Source organism: Paenibacillus sp. G2S3, assembly GCF_030123105.1.
GTDB lineage: Bacteria > Bacillota > Bacilli > Paenibacillales > Paenibacillaceae > Paenibacillus_AQ.
This window is the reverse complement of the sequence record NZ_CP126095.1, coordinates 1,228,831-1,246,710: the sequence shown is the minus strand read 5'-3', so window position 1 is coordinate 1,246,710 and position 17,880 is coordinate 1,228,831. Positions and strand designations below refer to the sequence as shown.

General features: G+C 45.5%; 17 protein-coding genes. 12 read left to right on the top strand and 5 right to left on the bottom strand.

Annotated features, from left to right (window positions below):
- The 3 genes from QNH28_RS05455 to QNH28_RS05445 are packed head-to-tail and all read right to left on the bottom strand — an operon-like array spanning position 1 to position 2,419.
- A complete protein-coding gene (locus QNH28_RS05455) occupies positions 1-372 on the bottom strand; it encodes a cupin domain-containing protein (protein ID WP_283910497.1) in 372 nt (123 codons plus the stop codon).
- Between the two features lies 1 nt (position 373).
- On the bottom strand, positions 374-907 hold the full coding sequence (locus tag QNH28_RS05450; protein ID WP_283910496.1) for an NAD(+) diphosphatase: 534 nt from the start codon (positions 905-907) through the stop codon (positions 374-376).
- Between the two features lie 36 nt (positions 908-943).
- Positions 944-2,419 (bottom strand): amidase family protein, encoded by a 1,476-nt coding sequence (locus QNH28_RS05445; protein ID WP_283910495.1) that lies wholly within the window; start codon positions 2,417-2,419, stop codon positions 944-946.
- A gap of 267 nt (positions 2,420-2,686) precedes the next feature.
- On the opposite strand from QNH28_RS05445, the gene QNH28_RS05440 reads away from it, so the two are divergent.
- The 7 genes from QNH28_RS05440 to QNH28_RS05410 all read left to right on the top strand — a co-directional run bounded on the left by QNH28_RS05440 (position 2,687) and on the right by QNH28_RS05410 (position 9,971).
- Entirely contained in the window at positions 2,687-3,532 is an 846-nt protein-coding gene (locus QNH28_RS05440) for an STM4015 family protein (protein ID WP_283910494.1), read from the top strand.
- Positions 3,492-4,829, top strand: a complete 1,338-nt coding sequence (locus QNH28_RS05435; protein WP_283910493.1) for an STM4014 family protein — start codon at positions 3,492-3,494, stop codon at positions 4,827-4,829. Before QNH28_RS05440 ends, QNH28_RS05435 begins: the two co-directional genes overlap by 41 nt.
- A complete protein-coding gene (locus tag QNH28_RS05430; protein ID WP_283910492.1) occupies positions 4,830-5,612 on the top strand; it encodes an STM4013/SEN3800 family hydrolase in 783 nt (260 codons plus the stop codon). It abuts the gene before it with no gap.
- Between the two features lie 28 nt (positions 5,613-5,640).
- Positions 5,641-6,990, top strand: coding sequence for an STM4012 family radical SAM protein (locus QNH28_RS05425; RefSeq protein WP_283910491.1), 1,350 nt, complete (start codon positions 5,641-5,643; stop codon positions 6,988-6,990).
- Positions 6,987-7,853 (top strand): STM4011 family radical SAM protein, encoded by an 867-nt coding sequence (locus QNH28_RS05420; protein ID WP_283910490.1) that lies wholly within the window; start codon positions 6,987-6,989, stop codon positions 7,851-7,853. Before QNH28_RS05425 ends, QNH28_RS05420 begins: the two co-directional genes overlap by 4 nt.
- 158 nt (positions 7,854-8,011) lie before the next feature.
- A complete protein-coding gene (locus QNH28_RS05415) occupies positions 8,012-8,749 on the top strand; it encodes a glycerophosphodiester phosphodiesterase (RefSeq protein ID WP_283910489.1) in 738 nt (245 codons plus the stop codon).
- Between the two features lie 4 nt (positions 8,750-8,753).
- Complete coding sequence (locus QNH28_RS05410; protein ID WP_283910488.1) at positions 8,754-9,971, top strand: SLC45 family MFS transporter; 1,218 nt, start codon at positions 8,754-8,756, stop codon at positions 9,969-9,971.
- A gap of 91 nt (positions 9,972-10,062) precedes the next feature.
- Here the strand turns inward: QNH28_RS05410 and QNH28_RS05405 are convergent, their stop codons facing one another.
- Complete coding sequence (locus QNH28_RS05405) at positions 10,063-10,881, bottom strand: GGDEF domain-containing protein (protein ID WP_283910487.1); 819 nt, start codon at positions 10,879-10,881, stop codon at positions 10,063-10,065.
- A gap of 76 nt (positions 10,882-10,957) precedes the next feature.
- The gene (locus QNH28_RS05400; protein ID WP_283910486.1) at positions 10,958-11,536 is read right to left on the bottom strand and encodes a histidine phosphatase family protein; all 579 of its coding nucleotides are present in this window, start codon (positions 11,534-11,536) and stop codon (positions 10,958-10,960) included.
- Positions 11,537-11,711: 175 nt separating this feature from the next.
- Between QNH28_RS05400 and QNH28_RS05395 the strand changes: the two genes are divergently transcribed.
- From QNH28_RS05395 to QNH28_RS05375, 5 genes are all read left to right on the top strand, one after another.
- Positions 11,712-12,869, top strand: a complete 1,158-nt coding sequence (locus QNH28_RS05395; protein WP_283910485.1) for a phosphodiester glycosidase family protein — start codon at positions 11,712-11,714, stop codon at positions 12,867-12,869.
- A gap of 380 nt (positions 12,870-13,249) precedes the next feature.
- Positions 13,250-13,948, top strand: a complete 699-nt coding sequence (locus QNH28_RS05390; RefSeq protein WP_283910484.1) for a response regulator transcription factor — start codon at positions 13,250-13,252, stop codon at positions 13,946-13,948.
- A complete protein-coding gene (locus tag QNH28_RS05385; protein ID WP_283910483.1) occupies positions 13,945-14,949 on the top strand; it encodes a sensor histidine kinase in 1,005 nt (334 codons plus the stop codon). Before QNH28_RS05390 ends, QNH28_RS05385 begins: the two co-directional genes overlap by 4 nt.
- Before the next feature lie 220 nt (positions 14,950-15,169).
- Positions 15,170-15,940, top strand: a complete 771-nt coding sequence (locus QNH28_RS05380) for an ABC transporter ATP-binding protein (RefSeq protein ID WP_283912057.1) — start codon at positions 15,170-15,172, stop codon at positions 15,938-15,940.
- The gene (locus QNH28_RS05375) at positions 15,915-17,858 is read left to right on the top strand and encodes an FtsX-like permease family protein (protein ID WP_283910482.1); all 1,944 of its coding nucleotides are present in this window, start codon (positions 15,915-15,917) and stop codon (positions 17,856-17,858) included. Before QNH28_RS05380 ends, QNH28_RS05375 begins: the two co-directional genes overlap by 26 nt.
- Positions 17,859-17,880 lie beyond the last annotated feature (22 nt).

Genomic DNA, 17,880 nt, shown 5'->3' with positions numbered 1-17,880 from the left:
TTACCTCCGCTCAAAAATCTCTTGCACCATCGGCATCGCCAAACTCATATTCTCAGCTTCGATCACTATCGCTGTTAGTCCTGTCCCCGTGCGTGTCTCATGAAACTCGCCCTTATCCCAATATACGGCAGAGCCAGCGCTAACTGAAATCTCTACTTCTTCCCCTGCTCTGACCCAGCCTTCTCCGCTAACGACCAGAAACAGCTGTGGAATCGGAGCCTGATGCCAGCCAACAAGTCCATTCACGCCCAAGTGCATACAACCCACTTGCGGAGAAACCGCCTCTGTCAGTATTCTGGACATATAAAGCTGCTGGCTGCCGAATGCATCAATCGATTTACCGACTTCTTTGGCAAAGCTATATACTATCATCTTACACTGTTCCTCCTACCGATACTGGATTTACCTGTACCTGATCTGCATGCAATTTTTCAATAATCGCCAACAGGAAGGTTTCGGCTAGACTATTCTTTTTAATAGCACTGGCGGCCTCTTCCAAGGTAAACCATTCTGCATGATCTACCTCAGCACTCACCTGACTTAATTCCTCCGTATCTGCAACACCTATAAAATTCAGCATCAGCGTATTAGAAGGTGCGAAATACAAGCTGCGCATATATTCATAGGCTACAATATCAATTCCTACCTCTTCTTTTACCTCACGAATAAGTGTGGTTTCCGCATCTTCACCTTTATTCACGTACCCTGCAAGCAAAATATAATCTGGTCGGTTATACTGCTGGATCAATAGAATCTTATTCATATCCCGATTTAATACCGCTGTACTGATCGCTGTGCTGAAAATAGGAAATCGGAACATTTCGCATGCATTACAATAAGGTACCTGCCCTTCCCCATCGCTTTCTTTCATTACTAACGCTGTTCCACATTCTAGGCAATATTTCAAGCTGTTCTCTTCCTTCTATAATAAAGTAGTTAATACCTATTCCAGTTGAGGAGGAATACGATGCTGCGTAGCTTGTTCAAACCCGTAGGCTATGGATAGGAGCGTAGGCTCACTATAGGCTTTTCCGGAAAAAACTACCCCAAAGGGCCCCCGAGTAGGATCACCATCAGCATCAATAATGCCCTGTGCTACATACCCTGCCGGAACAGTAATTAACGGATACCCCAAGCGTGCCGCAATATACATACCATCTACATCACCAGGCAGCAATAATGCATCCAAGCTATACTGCTCCAACACATAATCTATACCTTTCTCAAGTGCTAACTCTCTGTATTCTTGTTTCTTTTGCTGATATTCTTCTTCGGTTAAAGTTACTTCCTCTGACCTAGTTAATGTGTCTTGCCCATATTGTAATGCGATTTCAGCATGCCTTTCATTATACGCTATCAATTGTTGCAAAGAGTGAACCGGAACGGAATCATCTACTTGAGATAAATATGCATTGAGCCCCTTTTTAAATTCATAACAGATCACATCATTATTCCAGTTTTGTTGTTCAACATAAAGCGTAACTGGATCTATAATCGTAGCCCCTTCATTCTTCAAAGTCTGGATAGCTGCTTCCATAATTGAAAGTCGCTCTGCATCTAAATGTTTATAATAAGCCCGTGGAACACCTATTCTTGCTTGCCGTATAAAGCTTTTATCTAAAAAAGGAGTATAGTCCGTAAAAGCATGCTTCTCGCTCAATAATGTTGCTTCATCCTTGTCATCCACTCCCGTTAATGCCCCCAAAATAATCGCCGCATCCGTGACCGTTCTAGCGATAGGTCCAGGAGTGTCTTGGCTAACTGAAATAGGAATCACTCCAGTACGACTGACCAATCCAACTGTTGGTTTGATCCCGACGAGAGCATGCTGACAGGCTGGCCCAACAATTGATCCCGCGGTTTCCGTTCCGATCGATGCTGCTGCCAAATTTGCCGCAATAGCTGCCGCTGGTCCAGAACTTGAACCACTGACAAATACATTCCCTGGCCCATATGGATTAAGTACTAGACCACCTCGTGAGCTATACCCAGCCGGCATTGAACTAGACATAAAGTTAGACCACTCCGACATATTCGCCTTTCCAAGCAAAACAGCTCCTGCCGACCGAAGCTTCGCAGCTACGAAGGAATCTTTTGCCGCAAATGATCCTGCTAAAGCTACTGACCCAGCACTCGTATGCATCTTATCCGCAGTATCTATATTATCCTTCAACAATATAGGAATACCGTGCAGACTTCCCCGACTTCCTTGTTCCCTACGTTCAATATCCAGTGCTCTCGCGATGTCTTTAGCCTCTGGATTGATTTCTAAGATGGCGTTTATGTCTATATCGTACTTATGAATCCGTTCCAAATAGGCTACTACCAAATCTTCTGAGCTGACTACGCCTGCTTCCATAGCCGCTTGCAGCTTTGCAATATCCGCTTCTATTATCCATTCCTGAAATTTGATCTTCATCAGAGCAGCTCCTTCAAGTATAATCGCCTTCGGCGTCCTTATAAGGACGGTAAGCGTTTAGCGAGAAATATAAGGATAAAGTATAGTGTGAAACGTACTTTCTTATATTTCAAAATTATGTAATTCTCCCTAGCATAAACCTACCATAAATGATTAGCTCAAGGACATGACGAATTTGACTATAATTATTTAAACCTGTGATTTGACTCCCTCGGCTACAGATGATAGGGTATTTTCGAAGTTAAATTTTTCCGGGAGGGAATGCCCATGACGGAAGTAAAGCTTAGTATCGGATACGATGAATTCGAAGAAGGCCAAAGAATTGGCACTGAAATTGAGAAACTTAGTAGCAGCCCTGAAAGTTCTTCGCTGACAAGTCTAATTATCGGTGATTGGGGGCAAGCCTACGAAAATAGTTCAGAAGAAGTTGTAGAGTCACTGGTTACGCATAGTGCTAGCTTCCCTGCTTTGCGCAAGCTTTTCATAGGCGAGATGGGCTATGAGGAATGCGAGATTTCTTGGATTACCCAAAGCGATCTATCGCCGCTGCTCCCCGCTTTTCCAGAGCTACAGTCACTCACGATTCAAGGTGGGAATGAGCTAAGCCTCTCAGAACTAAAACACGACAAGCTAGAAGAACTGATTATTATAAGTGGAGGCTTAGGTAAAGCCATTCTTGAACATATTGCAGCAAGCCAATTGCCGAATTTGCGCAAGCTGGAGCTATATCTCGGCGTAGATAACTACGGATTTGACGGCAGCTTAGCAGATCTTCTTCCTCTTATAGAAGTAGGAAAGTTCCCTAAGCTTACTTATCTTGGTTTAAAAAATAGCCAGATCCAAGATGAGATCGCAGGTGCACTAGCAAATGCTCCTATTCTGGATCAACTGGACACGCTTGACCTGTCGCTTGGTACCCTAAGCGATGAGGGGGCAGAATTGCTTCTAGCCAGCGACAGAATCAAAAAATTAAAAGCATTAAACCTAAGCCATCATTATATGTCTGACGAGATGATTAGCCGCTGGAAGCAAAGTGGATTGCCTGTTGATGTTAGCGACAAGCAGGAAAGCGATGATGAGGAAGACTGGCGTTATCCTTCCATCACAGAGTGAGCCTCTCATGAGGCCGATGATCGTTATCGGTATTCCCGGTGATAAACGGACTAGCGGCATCCAGCAAGCGCGTTCCGATCTAGGAATGCCCCCTGCCATTATTTTATCTTACGCTGAGTTTCTGCAAGGTAGATCATTAGGTGATCTTATGGAAGAGCAGAAGAAGCAATTACCCCATCAGTCCTCCGTTTACAACGGAGTAGATCTCAGTGCAGCTCCACCGCTACTGAGGCTAGAATCACCTGGCAGCAGCTTCGAGGTAGAACGGGCCTTAATCGCTCTGGGTGCACCGGATTCGGATGATATGGACGATTCGCTTCATCCCTACGCCGATAGACCTGATCCGCGACCACTCCGCGTGAAATTAGCCTGTCAATTGACGGAAATGCAAGGTGTACTGCATCATCCATCCCAATGGTTCCGCGGCTACTGCCGAATGCTGGCTAGACTACAGCGCGAGGCCAAAACCGCATGTCCAGGTTCGCTATGGTTAAATGACCCTACTGACATTGCGGCCATGACCGATAAACGCCAGACACAACAGATTCTGAGCGAGGCAGGGATTCCAATCCCTCGCCCAGTAGGCGAAGATCAGCAGCCTACGGATTATGCCTCTCTCCGGGAGATGATGTTATCCCGGCGCATGCACCGGGTATTCATTAAGCTGGCCTTCGGCTCTGCGGCTTCTGGGGTGGTCGCCTATCAGATCCATCCCGTGACGGGTGCCGAAATTGCCTTAACAACAGTGGGGGTCGAGAATTACATCACTCGACCACCCATTTACTATAATTCCGGTAAACTGCAACGGTACACGGATACCGCCACGATCTCGGGAATTGTGAACTGGATCTACCAGCACGGGGCTTATGCTGAGCAATGGATCCCTAAAGCCGGGCTTAAGGGAAAAGCATTCGATATTCGCCAGCTAGTCGTTCTCCGCGAGGCCTGCCACGCGGTTGCCCGGGTCAGTCCTACACCAATTACGAATCTGCATTTACGCAACCAGCGGATGTCTCTTTCGGAAGCCGGTCTGTCTGAACCCGTACAGGAGCAGGTGCGGAATACCGCTGTGCAAGCACTGGCTGCTTTTCCCCGTTCCGGGGTAGCCGGAATCGATGTACTGGTATCCGGGGGTTCACAGCAATGTTTTGTCGCGGATGTCAATCCATTTGGCGACTTGCTGTACGATGTGAAATACCGTGGCTCCAGCACCTACGAATGGGAAATGAAGGTATTGTCGGCTAGAGACTATATCACGCCTCCCTCCACACCGCTTATAAAGGAAGGATTATCTTAAATGGATATGAACACCATCGTCGGCACGCATGACATTCTTATGATCACACTCGATACGCTACGTTATGATGCTGCTGTTATGGAAGAAGCAAACTGTCCGAACTTATGCGGAACAGGATCATGGGAGAAAAGACATACCCCTGGCAGCTTCACCTATGCGGCCCATCACGCCTTCTTCGGCGGTTTCTTGCCTACTCCAGCCACAACGGATAAGACAGAGCATATCCGCATGTTCCATTCCCGAAACACCGGAATGAAGACGCATCCGCATACCTGGCTGTTCGATACACCCGATATCGTATCCGGACTTGCTGCCGAGGGCTACCGGACGATTTGTATTGGGGGCGTTATTTTTTTCACCAAAAAAAATCCACTCGCTCGTGTGTTACCAAGCTATTTCCAGCACAGCTACTGGCGGATGACGTTTGGGGTCACCAACCCGCGTTCCACAGAGCATCAGGTAAATCATGCCTTGAAGCTGCTGAAGGATACTCCGCGCGAGCAAAGATTGTTCATGTTCCTCAATGTCTCTGCCATCCACGGGCCGAACCATTATTTTATACCCGGCGCTAAAAAAGACTCCGTAGACAGCCAGCGCGCCGCACTCCGATATGTGGATGGTGAACTGGGCCGATTATTCGATACCTTCCGGGAACGCGGTAATCCTACCTTCTGTCTAGCGTTTTCTGATCATGGAACCGCTTTTGGCGAAGATGGCTATCAGGGGCATCGCCTGGCTCACAATACCGTATGGAACGTCCCTTATCGGGAATTTATTTTATAAAAGGAAAAGGAAAGGATGGAGAACTGTTATGACGTTATCGTCCTTCTCTTTAGAAGAGCTTCATCAATGGAAAGACAATATTACTGCTTACCCTTACCGATCTTATCTGTATTCCTATCCACACAAAACGGCTTACAGGGATCTACAGCCTCCGATTCCACTAGAATCCTTATGGCGAGATGAGCCTGCTGAATCCTTTTTTCTATATATGCATATTCCGTTTTGCGGTGCTCGCTGTGGATTCTGCAACCTGTTCACCTTGCCTGATAAACGCGCGAATGTTCACGCTACATACGTAGACGCGCTAGAACGTCAAGCCAAGCAGTGGGCCGAGTTCACTAGACATAAACCGTATGCTCGTTTCGCGATTGGCGGGGGTACGCCTACATTACTGGCGGCAGATCAACTGCGCCGTTTGTTCCACATTGCCGTTGATACAATGGGACTGGAGACGAGTTCAGCCTCCATCTCGGCGGAAACCTCCCCAGAGACCCTTACCGCAGAAAAGCTGAATATTCTAAAAGAATATACAGTAGATCGGGTCAGCATGGGCATCCAAAGCTTTGTCGCGGCTGAATCAGCGGCCATCTATCGCCCGCAGAATCCGGATGAGGTGTATCGCGCACTGGAGCTGCTGGGAAAATATGATTTTCCAATTCTAAATTTGGATTTGATCTATGGTCTTCCGGGGCAAACTGTCGACTCTTGGCTGTATTCTCTAAATCAAACGCTTAGCTATGATCCTGAAGAAATCTTTATTTATCCGCTCTACACCCGTGAGCATACCATCGTAAAGCCAGGGGATATCCAGCGTCAGGAGGATATTCGCCTAGACTGCTACAAGGCCGCTGGTCAACTGCTTAAAGCCAGAGGTTATCGCCAATATTCCATGCGTCGTTTCGCCAAAGAAACCGCAGGAACAGATAAACGCATTCTTGACTATAGCTGTCAGGAAGAAGGAATGGTCGGGCTAGGCTGCGGGGCTAGATCCTATACTCGCAACGTGCATTACGCTTCCCGTTATGGGGTTAGCCGTAAAGCAACCGAGAGCATTATTGCCGATTACGTCAGTACGGATCGTTACGATACGGCAGATTACGGAATGGTGCTAAATCTGGAAGAACAGAAACGCCGCTTTATTCTAAAGGCGATTTTACATAGTGAGGGTCTGAAGCTTGAAGATTATAGTCTACGCTTCGGCAACTCACTCTGGAGTGATTATCCTGAACTGTCTAACCTGCTTCATACCGGCTTAGGGAAAGAAGCAGATGGCGTATTACGCCTCACTACCGAAGGTTTAGGTTACTCCGATTCCATCGGTGATTGGTTTATTTCAGGGGAGATCCGAGAGCAGATGGAAAGGTTCGTATTGCCATGAAAGCGGTCCTCTACTACCGTGGGTCTCTCACCTCCTGCAACTATGACTGCCCCTACTGTCCTTTCGGCAAAACAAGAGACAGCGCAGCCACTCTCGCGAAGGATCGGCAAGGACTGGAGACCTTTGTCGAGTGGGCCTCTCTGCAAGGAGCAGGGGGCCATCGGCTATCTATCTTTTTCAATCCTTATGGCGAAGGGCTGATTCATCGCTGGTACAAAGAAGCGATGATCTCGCTCTCCAATATGGAGCATGTGGAGAAGGTAGCGATTCAGACGAACCTTTCAGCAAATCTTGACTTCATTCATAAGCTGAATCGAAACAAGGCTGCCTTTTGGGCTACTTACCACCCCGGACAGGTGAGCGAGGATAAGTTTCTAACGCAATGCATGACCTTGTACGAGAATGATGTGCCTTTCAGTGTAGGGAGCGTTGGGATCCGCAGCGCCTTTCCTGCTATAGCCTCGCTTCGTGCAGCATTACCAGAGAGTGTATATCTATGGGTCAATGCTTATAAAGATAAACCGGATTACTATACTGCCGAGGATCTTTCCATTCTTAGCAAGATTGATCCGCATTTTGCTGTGAATGCTATGGATTACGAAAGCCTGGGTCAAACCTGCAATGCTGGAAATGAAGTCTTTTATGTACAAGGCGCTGGACTGGTGAAACGCTGCTATAAGGACAGAGGTGTTATTGGCAATCTATACCGTGATGGTTTGGAGGGTCTATCCGCTATAAGAAGCTGCCGAATGAAGGTGTGCGACTGTTATATCGGCTATATTCATATGCCAGAGCTGAAGCTGCAAGACATCTATGGATCAGGTCTGCTGGAACGAATCCCTTATGGAGCTATGGACTATTGAACCGAAAACTACTGTAAGGTTAACTGTGTGTTAAATTTCAAGAAATAGAGCCCTGTCAGAATTTCTAGACAGGGTTTCTTTACTCTGTGTGGAATATGAACAATAGCCCTCGTCTACAGGGGCGACAGCAAACACTAAGTTGGAGGGATGAATAGCTGATGAAAAACATTATTAATTTTGCGCATCGCGGCGCATCGGCAGTGTGTCCGGAAAATACTATGGCAGCGTTCCGCAAAGGTCTTGCGTTAGGTGCAACCGGGATTGAAACCGATGTACAAATGACCAAGGATGGCGGACTTGTTCTTATTCATGATGAAACCCTAAACCGTACGACAAGCGGAAGTGGCTATGTGAAGGATAAAACCCTTGCAGAAATTCTGGAAGTGGACGCGGGCTCTTGGTTCAGTCCTGAGTTCAAAGGCGAGAAACTCCCCTTGCTAGAAGATTTGTTAGATCTGCTGCGAGGTCGAGATACAGTACTGAACATCGAGTTTAAAAATGGTACTTTCTTTTACCCGGGTATGGAGGAAAAGGTTATCGCGGCTGTACGGGAGTTCAAGATGAGCGATCGCGTGATTTTTTCAAGCTTTAACCATTATTCATTAGCTCACAGTAAAACGATCGCACCTGAGATCAAGACAGGAATTCTATACGGGGAAGGTCTGTATCGTCCTTGGGATTATGCAGCTACACTTGGCGCAAACGCACTACATGCTTATCATCAAGCGGTACTGCCTGAATTCGTTGAAGAAGCAACTAAGCATGGCATCGCCTACAATCCTTGGACGGTTAATGACCCAGAGCGGATGAAGGCTTTAATCGAAGCTGGAGTGTCGGGTATAATTACCGATCATCCGGATGTCCTAGCTGGACTTCTAGCTAATAAGGGAGTGTGAATGTGTGAAAAAAGTCTGGTTGCTCGGATTCGGCTTTTTCAGCATAAGCATTACGTGGAGTCTGTATAACGCATTCGTACCCTTTTTTCTAGAAAAATACGTACATAGTGTGGCGCTTATCAGCTTCTTGATGACGATTGATAATTACTTTGCCTTATTCCTGCAGCCTTGGATCGGCAACCGTAGTGACCGCACGACCTCGCGTTTTGGACGCAGAATGCCTTATCTTATGATCGGTATGCCTTTCGCTGCCGTGCTAACCATGCTGATTCCGTTTCATACCGGACTATTTACACTTCTGTTATTTATGATGCTGATGAATCTGGCCATGAGCTTATACCGTTCACCAACCGTCGCCCTTATGCCGGATATTACGCCTGAAGAGCAGCGTACAAAGGCAAACGGGCTGATTAATTTCATGGGTGGGTTCGGTTCTATTCTCGCTTTCGGTGTAGGTTCTATCCTGTATAAATCAAACCCAGCGCTACCGTTTATCGTTGCTGGACTAATTACCTTGTTATGTCTGTTTATCGTATCTCGCTTCATTAAAGAAAATCGGGACGGCGTAAACGTGCAAATGAAGCTTCCTACAGAAGCAGATGCTGCCACCAAGCCCTCTCGTATTTCCTTTCGAAGTCAGCTTGACCGCACGACAGTCTTTCTGCTCGCAGCTATTTTCTTCTGGTTCGTAGCGTATCAAGGCGTTGAGACCCTGTTTACCTTATATGGCAAACATCATCTCGGCCTAAGCGAACAGGCGGCCTCTTTCTCGCTCACCTTCTTCTCTTTGGCTTTTGTGCTGTTCGCCATACCTAGCGGCTGGCTAGGCGGAAGATTCGGGAAGAAAAAAATGATCATCATCGGCGTATGCGGACTAATGACCATTTTTGCTCTCGTCGGTTTTGCAAAGGACTTGTTGCTCCTTCGAGGGTTACTGTTGCTAGGTGGAGTCTTCTGGGCTTGTATTAATATCAATTCCTATCCTTATGTTGTGGCAACAGGGACGGAAGAAAGTATTGGTACACGAACAGGGATGTATTATCTCGTCTCTTCCCTTGCCGCCATCAGTTCGCCTCCACTACTGGGACTCATGATTGATATCTTTGACTACTCGATTCTGTTCTACGTAGCGGCGATTAGTATGGGCGTTGCTCTTGTCTGCTTGTTCCTCATGAAAGGCCGCAAGGATGTGACTAACAGCATTCATTCGCCTGGCGCATAATTTCATTTCAAAGGGAATAGTTAGTCCAATAAAAATAGCGGCAGTCTAGGACCTATTGTAGAGGTCCATGGCTGCCGCTTGTATTTTAATTCTAATTCTTATAGACGGAGTAACGCCCCGTACCAAGCTGTTTGGCAGCGTACATCGCTGTATCAGCTTCATTTAGCAGCCTAAAATGATCCACCTTACCATGACTAATGCTGATCCCTATACTCATGGATACGAACAAGTTATGCTCGCCAAGCTGGTAACTCTTAGTCGTCTTCTCCAGAATCCGCACAGCAAGCTGCTCCGCTTCCTTCTGGGTGCTACCTTTCGCGACAATCACAAATTCATCCCCGCCCACGCGGAAAATATGACGTTTTCTTTTGCTGGAAAATTGAATTAAATTCTTACCCACTTCTTGCAGCAGTAAGTCCCCCACATGATGCCCCAAGCTGTCATTGATCGATTTGAAACGATTCAGATCCAGAAACAAAACGGCAAGCTGCTCATTTACTTTGCATCGATCCCAAAAATGATCCATTCCATTCTTATTCAATAGCCCGGTTAAAGCATCCTTATACGCCAGTTCTTTCAATTGCTCTCGTTCAGCCAGTACCAGGTTCATTCGTGTAAGTAAAAACATGATTAGCGCTATCGAAAGACCATAGACCAACAGCGGTATGATAATCCCATCATCGGCTACTTCATTTCCCAGTAAGGTTTTTACACCTAGCAGGTGCATGATCCATAGGGAGGCGACGATAATGATCGCGGAAAGACCAGTATGAATCGCTCTTTTTTGAGGCGTTTTAGATGAAATATCCCGGTAAATCCTTAGTACTGCATAACCGGCCGCTGCTGCGATGAGAAGGGATAATAACGTTTGTAAGTAGATCTGGACCTCTTCCACCTTAAATTCGCACATCCTTTTGACTATAAAAATGATTTGCTTTCTGAGCAATTACTATATTAAAATGCTCTGAACATTTTCTGAACACTAATTATACCTTCAAATGCCGTGCACAATTATAAAGCTCGCAATTCCAAGTCGAATCGGATTTAATAATCTGGGTGATAGACGTATTACTCAGCAAAGCAGTTACATTCAGTTCTGGAAAAAGTCTTCTAAGACTACTCCGTAAAATCGCACCATGGCTAACGACCAATATACGACTGCCCGGATGTTTCTCCGCGATATCTTCGATGGCCTGACTGCCTCTGATCTCACTGGCCTCTGGACTTTCCAGTCCCAAATCTAACTTCTTCCACTCACTTCCCCAGCGTTCAACGCGATCTTGTTCCGTAGTACCTTCAATCTGCCCTGCGTTCATCTCGCGGATACCTGGTACTAAACCGGCGATCTTCATACCAAGCCTTGTAGCAATTACCTCTGCTGTTTGTCGCGCTCTAAGCAGATCACTTGAATATAAATAGTCCCAATGTTCTGTGCTGAGCCGTTCGGCAAGAAGAACCGCCTGCTGCACACCCTCAGCATCCAATGGATTATCCGTATGCCCTTGCGCTCTGCCTTCCTTATTCCACGCGGTACTTCCATGGCGAATTAAACCTATTGTAGTCATAAAGATCTCCCTTTAGTTGTTGAGTTCTAGTGCTATTTTTTTAATGGTATCTATATTCTATCAGATTCTTTCCATGCGTATTTGAAAAATGAGGTTATCCATGTTTTAGAACATGAGGTATAATAAACCTTATCGCTTTTTACATCAGCTAATGGATAAGGAGATTTTGGTTAATATGAAAAAGTTATTGTTCCCGTTCTTTCTTGCATTTGTACTATGTTTAGTTCCGGTTTACACAATTTGCACCTCCACTGCTGGTGCTGCTCCAGTTCCGAAAAACACCGTGTATGTGACCAAGAATAATCACTCGTACATCCCGCTGCGTCTCTTAAATAATTTCACCGGTATACATGCTGAATGGAATGCTAGTGACAAACGTATAGCCATTACGAACGCAGACACTAAGATTACACTTACTGTAGGACAAGCAACTGCGCTCGTCAACGACAAACCAGTTACACTAACCGACTCCGCTTTTAGTGATAACGGTACGGTATATATCCCTTTGTCTTTTATCAGCAAAACGCTGGGCTTTCAATTAGAGTGGAATCAGGAAGCCTCTTCTGTAACCCTTACTAATAACGGGATTTCATCAACGCTACCTGTACTGACTGGCGCACTTATCAAAGCAGATTCCTCCCCCGTTGTCAGTGCTAGTAAAACTTTCAAGGTGGGCGGCAGATCCTTCAAAGCCCAGACGGTCACAATATCCCTACTGCATCCTAAAGTGAAGCTCGACGTTGTACTAGCAGGAAATACGGTGGGAAAAGTGGAGGAACTGAGCAGTCTAGCCAAGCGTAATAATGCCGTAGTGGCTATTAATGGTACGTTCTTTGATGCCTACACCAAAGGGGCATACAAAGCTCCTTACGGTTACATGGTCAGTGGTGGAAAAATGCTCAAAAATAGCTCTGGAGATCGCCGCACGATTTTCACCTATGACAGCAATCACCTAGCCTCGCTTATTCCCGGACTAGAGTTTACGAACCATTTCGCTTCCGGATCTATGGAAGGGGCGCTCCAAGCCGGACCGCGTCTACTAGTGAACGGTAAGGTATCTCTTAATGTTGCGGCAGAAGGCTTCAAGGATGCCAAAATCTTAACAGGCGGCGGAGCCCGCAGCGCACTCGGCCTCACTCGCGACCACAAGCTGATTCTACTGACCACTGGTGGAGCTACTATTCCACAGCTGGCAGAAATGATGAAGCAGGCTGGAGCGTATCAAGCCATGAATCTGGATGGCGGCGCATCGAGCGGACTTTACTACAATGGCAAATATCTCACGACCCCTGGGCGTCAGATTAGCAATGCGATTGTGGTTAAGTATCAGTAGAATGATCTAGCAAGGAGCTATGTACGAGCGTTTTGCTAGACTTCGTGCTTCGGCTTCTAAGAATACTTTTGGATGCTTCTATTGCAGTTTGTGCAATAGAAGCATCCTTTTTTAATAGGAAAATAGGATTCTGTTGTACTGTGTACATTAGAATAAGGCCCACTTGTAATAATGAGACGTTGTGATATCCATGGGTTGCAGAATGTGCAATAGAATCAAGTTCCATCTTCTTTTTGATAGAATCTATTGTACAAAGTGCAACTATTCCTCATATTATTTTTCGGCAGCTAGACGTCCTTTTTGCATAATTTTCCTAGTCCGTGTTACTGTATAACCGTGTGAACCATCCCATTCTGATATTTGATCAAAGGAGCACAACTATGGAGACTATTCTAATCATAGAGGACGATGCTAAGCTCGCGAGCCTTCTAAGCACGTATCTATCTAAATATGAATTTCGTACGGTGATAGTAGAGGATTTCAACAGGGTACTGGAGATTTTTAATCACACCAATCCCGACCTTGTCCTGCTGGACGTCAACCTGCCTAAATATGATGGGTTCTACTGGTGTCGCCAGATTCGCACCACCTCACTCTGCCCCATTCTATTTATATCCGCGCGAGATAGTGGAATGGATCAGGTGATGGCACTTGAAAATGGCGGGGATGATTACATCACCAAGCCTTTTCATTATGAAGTCGTACTTGCCAAAATCCGCAGCCATTTACGCAGAGCTTACGGCTCTTACTCACAGATTCAAGAGGAACGGAAGCTCCAGTCCGGAGAATTAATTCTTTATCCTGAGCGGTATGTAATCCTATATGATGGACATACGAGCGAGCTAACACAGAAAGAAGCGGTTCTGCTGGAAGCCTTATTGCTAAAAGAAGGTCGAGTGGTTAACCGGGAGCGTCTGCTGGATCTCATGTGGAAGGATCAGCATTTTATAGATGACAATACTTTAAATGTGTACATAACCCGTGTCCGCAAAAAGCTTAAGGATCTCGGTCTTGGCGATATTGTGGAAACCATAAGAGGCGCTGGCTATCGGCTTAATGTCACTAAGGATTTGCCATGAAGCTATTTTGGAGAGACCAGATTTCGCTAATCCTTTTCTATCTGTTTCAAATGCTACTTATTCCCTTGCTATATTGGCTGTCTGGTGAGAACAGACCGATCTCTATCATGCTCTATGGAATCGCTCTGAGCACCGTAGTTCTTTTATTATTTTTAGGCTACCGATATGTTCAGCACCGGAGATTGTATGCAGCATTAACTGATCCTATGGACACGCTCCAAAAGCATCTCGTATCCTTAGGAGACACTCCACTTGCCGAAGCGATCCATGAGTTATTACAGCTTATTGACCGCCAGTATCAGGAGCAGGTAAATGGGCATGTCCGCCAAATGGATCAGCATATCGTATTCATGAACCGCTGGGTTCATCAGATGAAAACTCCACTCTCTGTAATTCAGCTCACGCTAAAGGATCTTGAAGAGGAAGCCGCTACAAGTATTCAGGAGGAATTGGAACGTCTACGCGGAGGGCTAGAGATGGTTATTTACACAGCGAGGCTTGATCGGTTTGAAGATGATTTCCAGGTTGAACCGTTACTTCTACGCAAAACAGTTAGTGAAGCGGTAGCCGAGAATCGCAGACTCTTCATACGCCGAGGCATTAAAGTAGATGTACAGGTGGATACCAATCTTGCGATATATAGCGATGCGAAATGGTTGATGTTTATGCTGACCCAAATCTTAACCAATGCCGTAAATTATACCTCCACCTCCGGTACCGCTAAAACTGTTACCCTCTCAGCTCAGCGTGCAGGCACCGACACGATTCTGGATATTACCGACCAAGGCATCGGTATTTCTCCTGAGGATTTGAAGCGGGTTTTTAATCCCTACTTTACGGGTGATCGTGGACGACATTATCATGAATCGACAGGTATGGGACTTTACCTCGTAAGAGAGATTTGCAGCAGGCTCGAACATAAGGTGGAAATTCAATCCCGACTCGGAGAAGGAACCCGTGTGCGACTTATATTCAGCAACAGTAATCATCTACAGAAATAAGCCCTGGGGGTACTTCTAGTCATACTTATGGCTGTGTAGTCCCTCTTTTTTTTGCAGATACCCTACCCTTGTAAGATACGAACATAACCTTAAGCACATTGTAAGATAACGTTAAGGTAAATCCATAGCAGCTTATCACCCGATCTTATAAATTATATACATAACCCGTCCCTGCTTCGTGACGGATAAAATCACTTTTGTAGCGAAAGGAATGAAGGATATGAATGTTGTAGAAGTCAAAGGACTTCATAAGGTATACCCCGGCAAAATAGCGACCCAAGCCCTCACCGATATCCATCTCAATATTGAAAAAGGTGAATTTGTAGGTATCATGGGACCCTCTGGTAGCGGTAAAACAACATTGCTGAACATGGTGTCCACGATCGACCAGCCCTCCTCTGGTGAGGTGATTATCAATAGCAGCAACCCTTACCTTTTGAATAAAAAAGAGCTCGCCCATTTTCGCCGCAAACAACTAGGCTTTGTGTTTCAGGACTTTAACCTGCTTGAGACATTAACCGTCGCCGAGAATATTGTACTGCCCCTAACGCTGGATAACCGTAAACTCTCGCAGATGGAGATCTTGCTTCAAAGCGTCGCAGAACGCTTAAACATTACCGATATTCTTAGTAAACGCACCTATGAAATTTCAGGGGGACAACGTCAGCGGACCGCAATTGCCCGGGCAATCATCACCTCCCCTTCGATTATATTAGCCGATGAGCCTACAGGTGCGCTTGACTCCAACTCTTCACGGACGGTAATGGAATCGCTGGAGAATATTAACCACATAGAGGGCACGACGCTAATGCTTGTAACGCATGATCCACTGGCAGCGAGCTACTGTAATCGAATCGTCTTTATAAAAGACGGCAAACTGGCGGCAGAAATTCACCGGGGAGATAACCGTCAGGCCTTCTTCCAAAAGATTATCGATACACTTTCATTCTGGGGAGGGAATAGTCATGAACTTTCCTCAATTCGCGTTTAACAATGTGCGGCGCAATTCACGGGCTTATTTTGCCTTTTTCTTAAGCAGTGCTTTTATGGTCATGATCTTTTTCTCTTATTCAGTCTTTATTTACCACCCTAGTATTACGAACATCGCGCTGGGTGCGAATTCAGCCTCCGGCATGCAAATTGCTTCTTATATCGTGTTTATCTTTGCGTTCTTTTTCGTTCTATACTCGATTAGTGCATTTCTGAAAATGCGTAATCTGGAGTTCGGCATACTGATGATTTTAGGCGCACGCCCTGGCCAGATCAACAAGCTGATTCTTATAGAAAATATGCTGATCGGACTGCTCTCTATAGTAACAGGTATGTCTTTCGGCATGCTTTTATCCAAGCTGTTCTTGCTGCTAAGCACGACAATTATGGGCATGGAGCCACTGCCATTTTATTGGCCAATGAAGGCATTAATAATTACTTCTATCTCTTTCATTTCATTATTTCTGGTCATTTCGATCTTCACATTATTGTTCATTCGCAAGCATCAAGTCCTTGAACTGCTTAAGGGAAATGTTAAGCCTAAAAAAGAGCCTCATGTCTCCTTCTTGTTCTCGCTTTTCGGATTTCTACTGTTGACCATCGGCGCTCTCGCTATACGGAAGCAATTGTCTCCCAGCTCACTCCTAGTCGCTGCTGTCACAGGTATTGCGGGAACCTATTTTTTCTACTCTCAGTTGTCCGTACTAGGGATACGATTGCTTAAGCTAAGCAGAAAACGGCTTTGGCGTGGAACCAATCTGCTGTGGATTTCCGAGATGAGCTACAAGATCAAAGACAATGCAAGAATGTTATTCCTTGTTACGGTAGTTACCTCGATTGCTTGTATGGCTTCAGGATTTCTTTTGTCCATTAATCAAGCGAACACGGAGCACTATAAAAAAACCTCCTTCGCAATGAATTATTCAAATTATAATCCAAAGGGAGAGATGCCTGATTTAGGACACATCCATAACAAATTACAGAATGCCAAGGTCGAGTATACAGAGAATAAAGTTGATCTAATCTCCGCTTCCATTCAAGGAATCGATAAAGAAACCATACTTAACATTGATATCATTTCACGGTCAGAGTTCAATCAATTGGCTCCTCAAATGAATGTGCCCGAAGTGGGACCCTTATCTGAGAAAGAAGCTGTATTACTGCTGAGCCCTCATATCCAGACACAGAATTATGCTGCTAATCAAACGGTTCTTTTGAAAAATCAGAAAGATGAAGAGCTGCTGCTAAAAGAACTGCGAACGCCCAAGATACATCCAATGGACCCCATGGCAAGCTCACTCTTAATCGTAGATGACGGCTTCTATGAGAAGTTTTCTTCAGCAGAGAAACACACCAGGCCATATGTGAGATACCTATATAAAATCCCTGCATGGGACGGTCCTACTCCTAATGCCAGCTCACCTGAAGCTGTCATCACTAAAGAGCTCATCCAGTGGAGTAAAGCATCCAACATTTCTAACAATCAATATAGCTCCTTAATGACAGCACGAGCAGACAGCTATCTATCAACCAAACAGGGAACAGCCATATTTAGTTTTATTGGCATTTTTATCGCGCTGATTTTCTCGCTTTCATCGGCCAGCTTTCTCTTTTTTAAGCTTCATACCGAGCTGAACACGGACAAACAAATGTACAATGCTTTATCCAAAATCGGTTTAAGCACCAAAGAAATGTCAGCTTCTGCTACCAAACAAATTTCTGTGCTCTTTTATATTCCGATTGTGATTGCCACCATTCAGACCCTTGTCGTAATTCGTCCCATACTGAAGCAAATGAATATCACCGATGTAACTCTTCCCGTACTAATTACATCCGGTACATTCCTTGCTGTGCAGACCCTCTATTTCATTATTGCTCGATCTCGTTACATTCATAGTCTCAAAAAAATAATGGTATAAAAGACTTCTCTTCAGTTGGCGG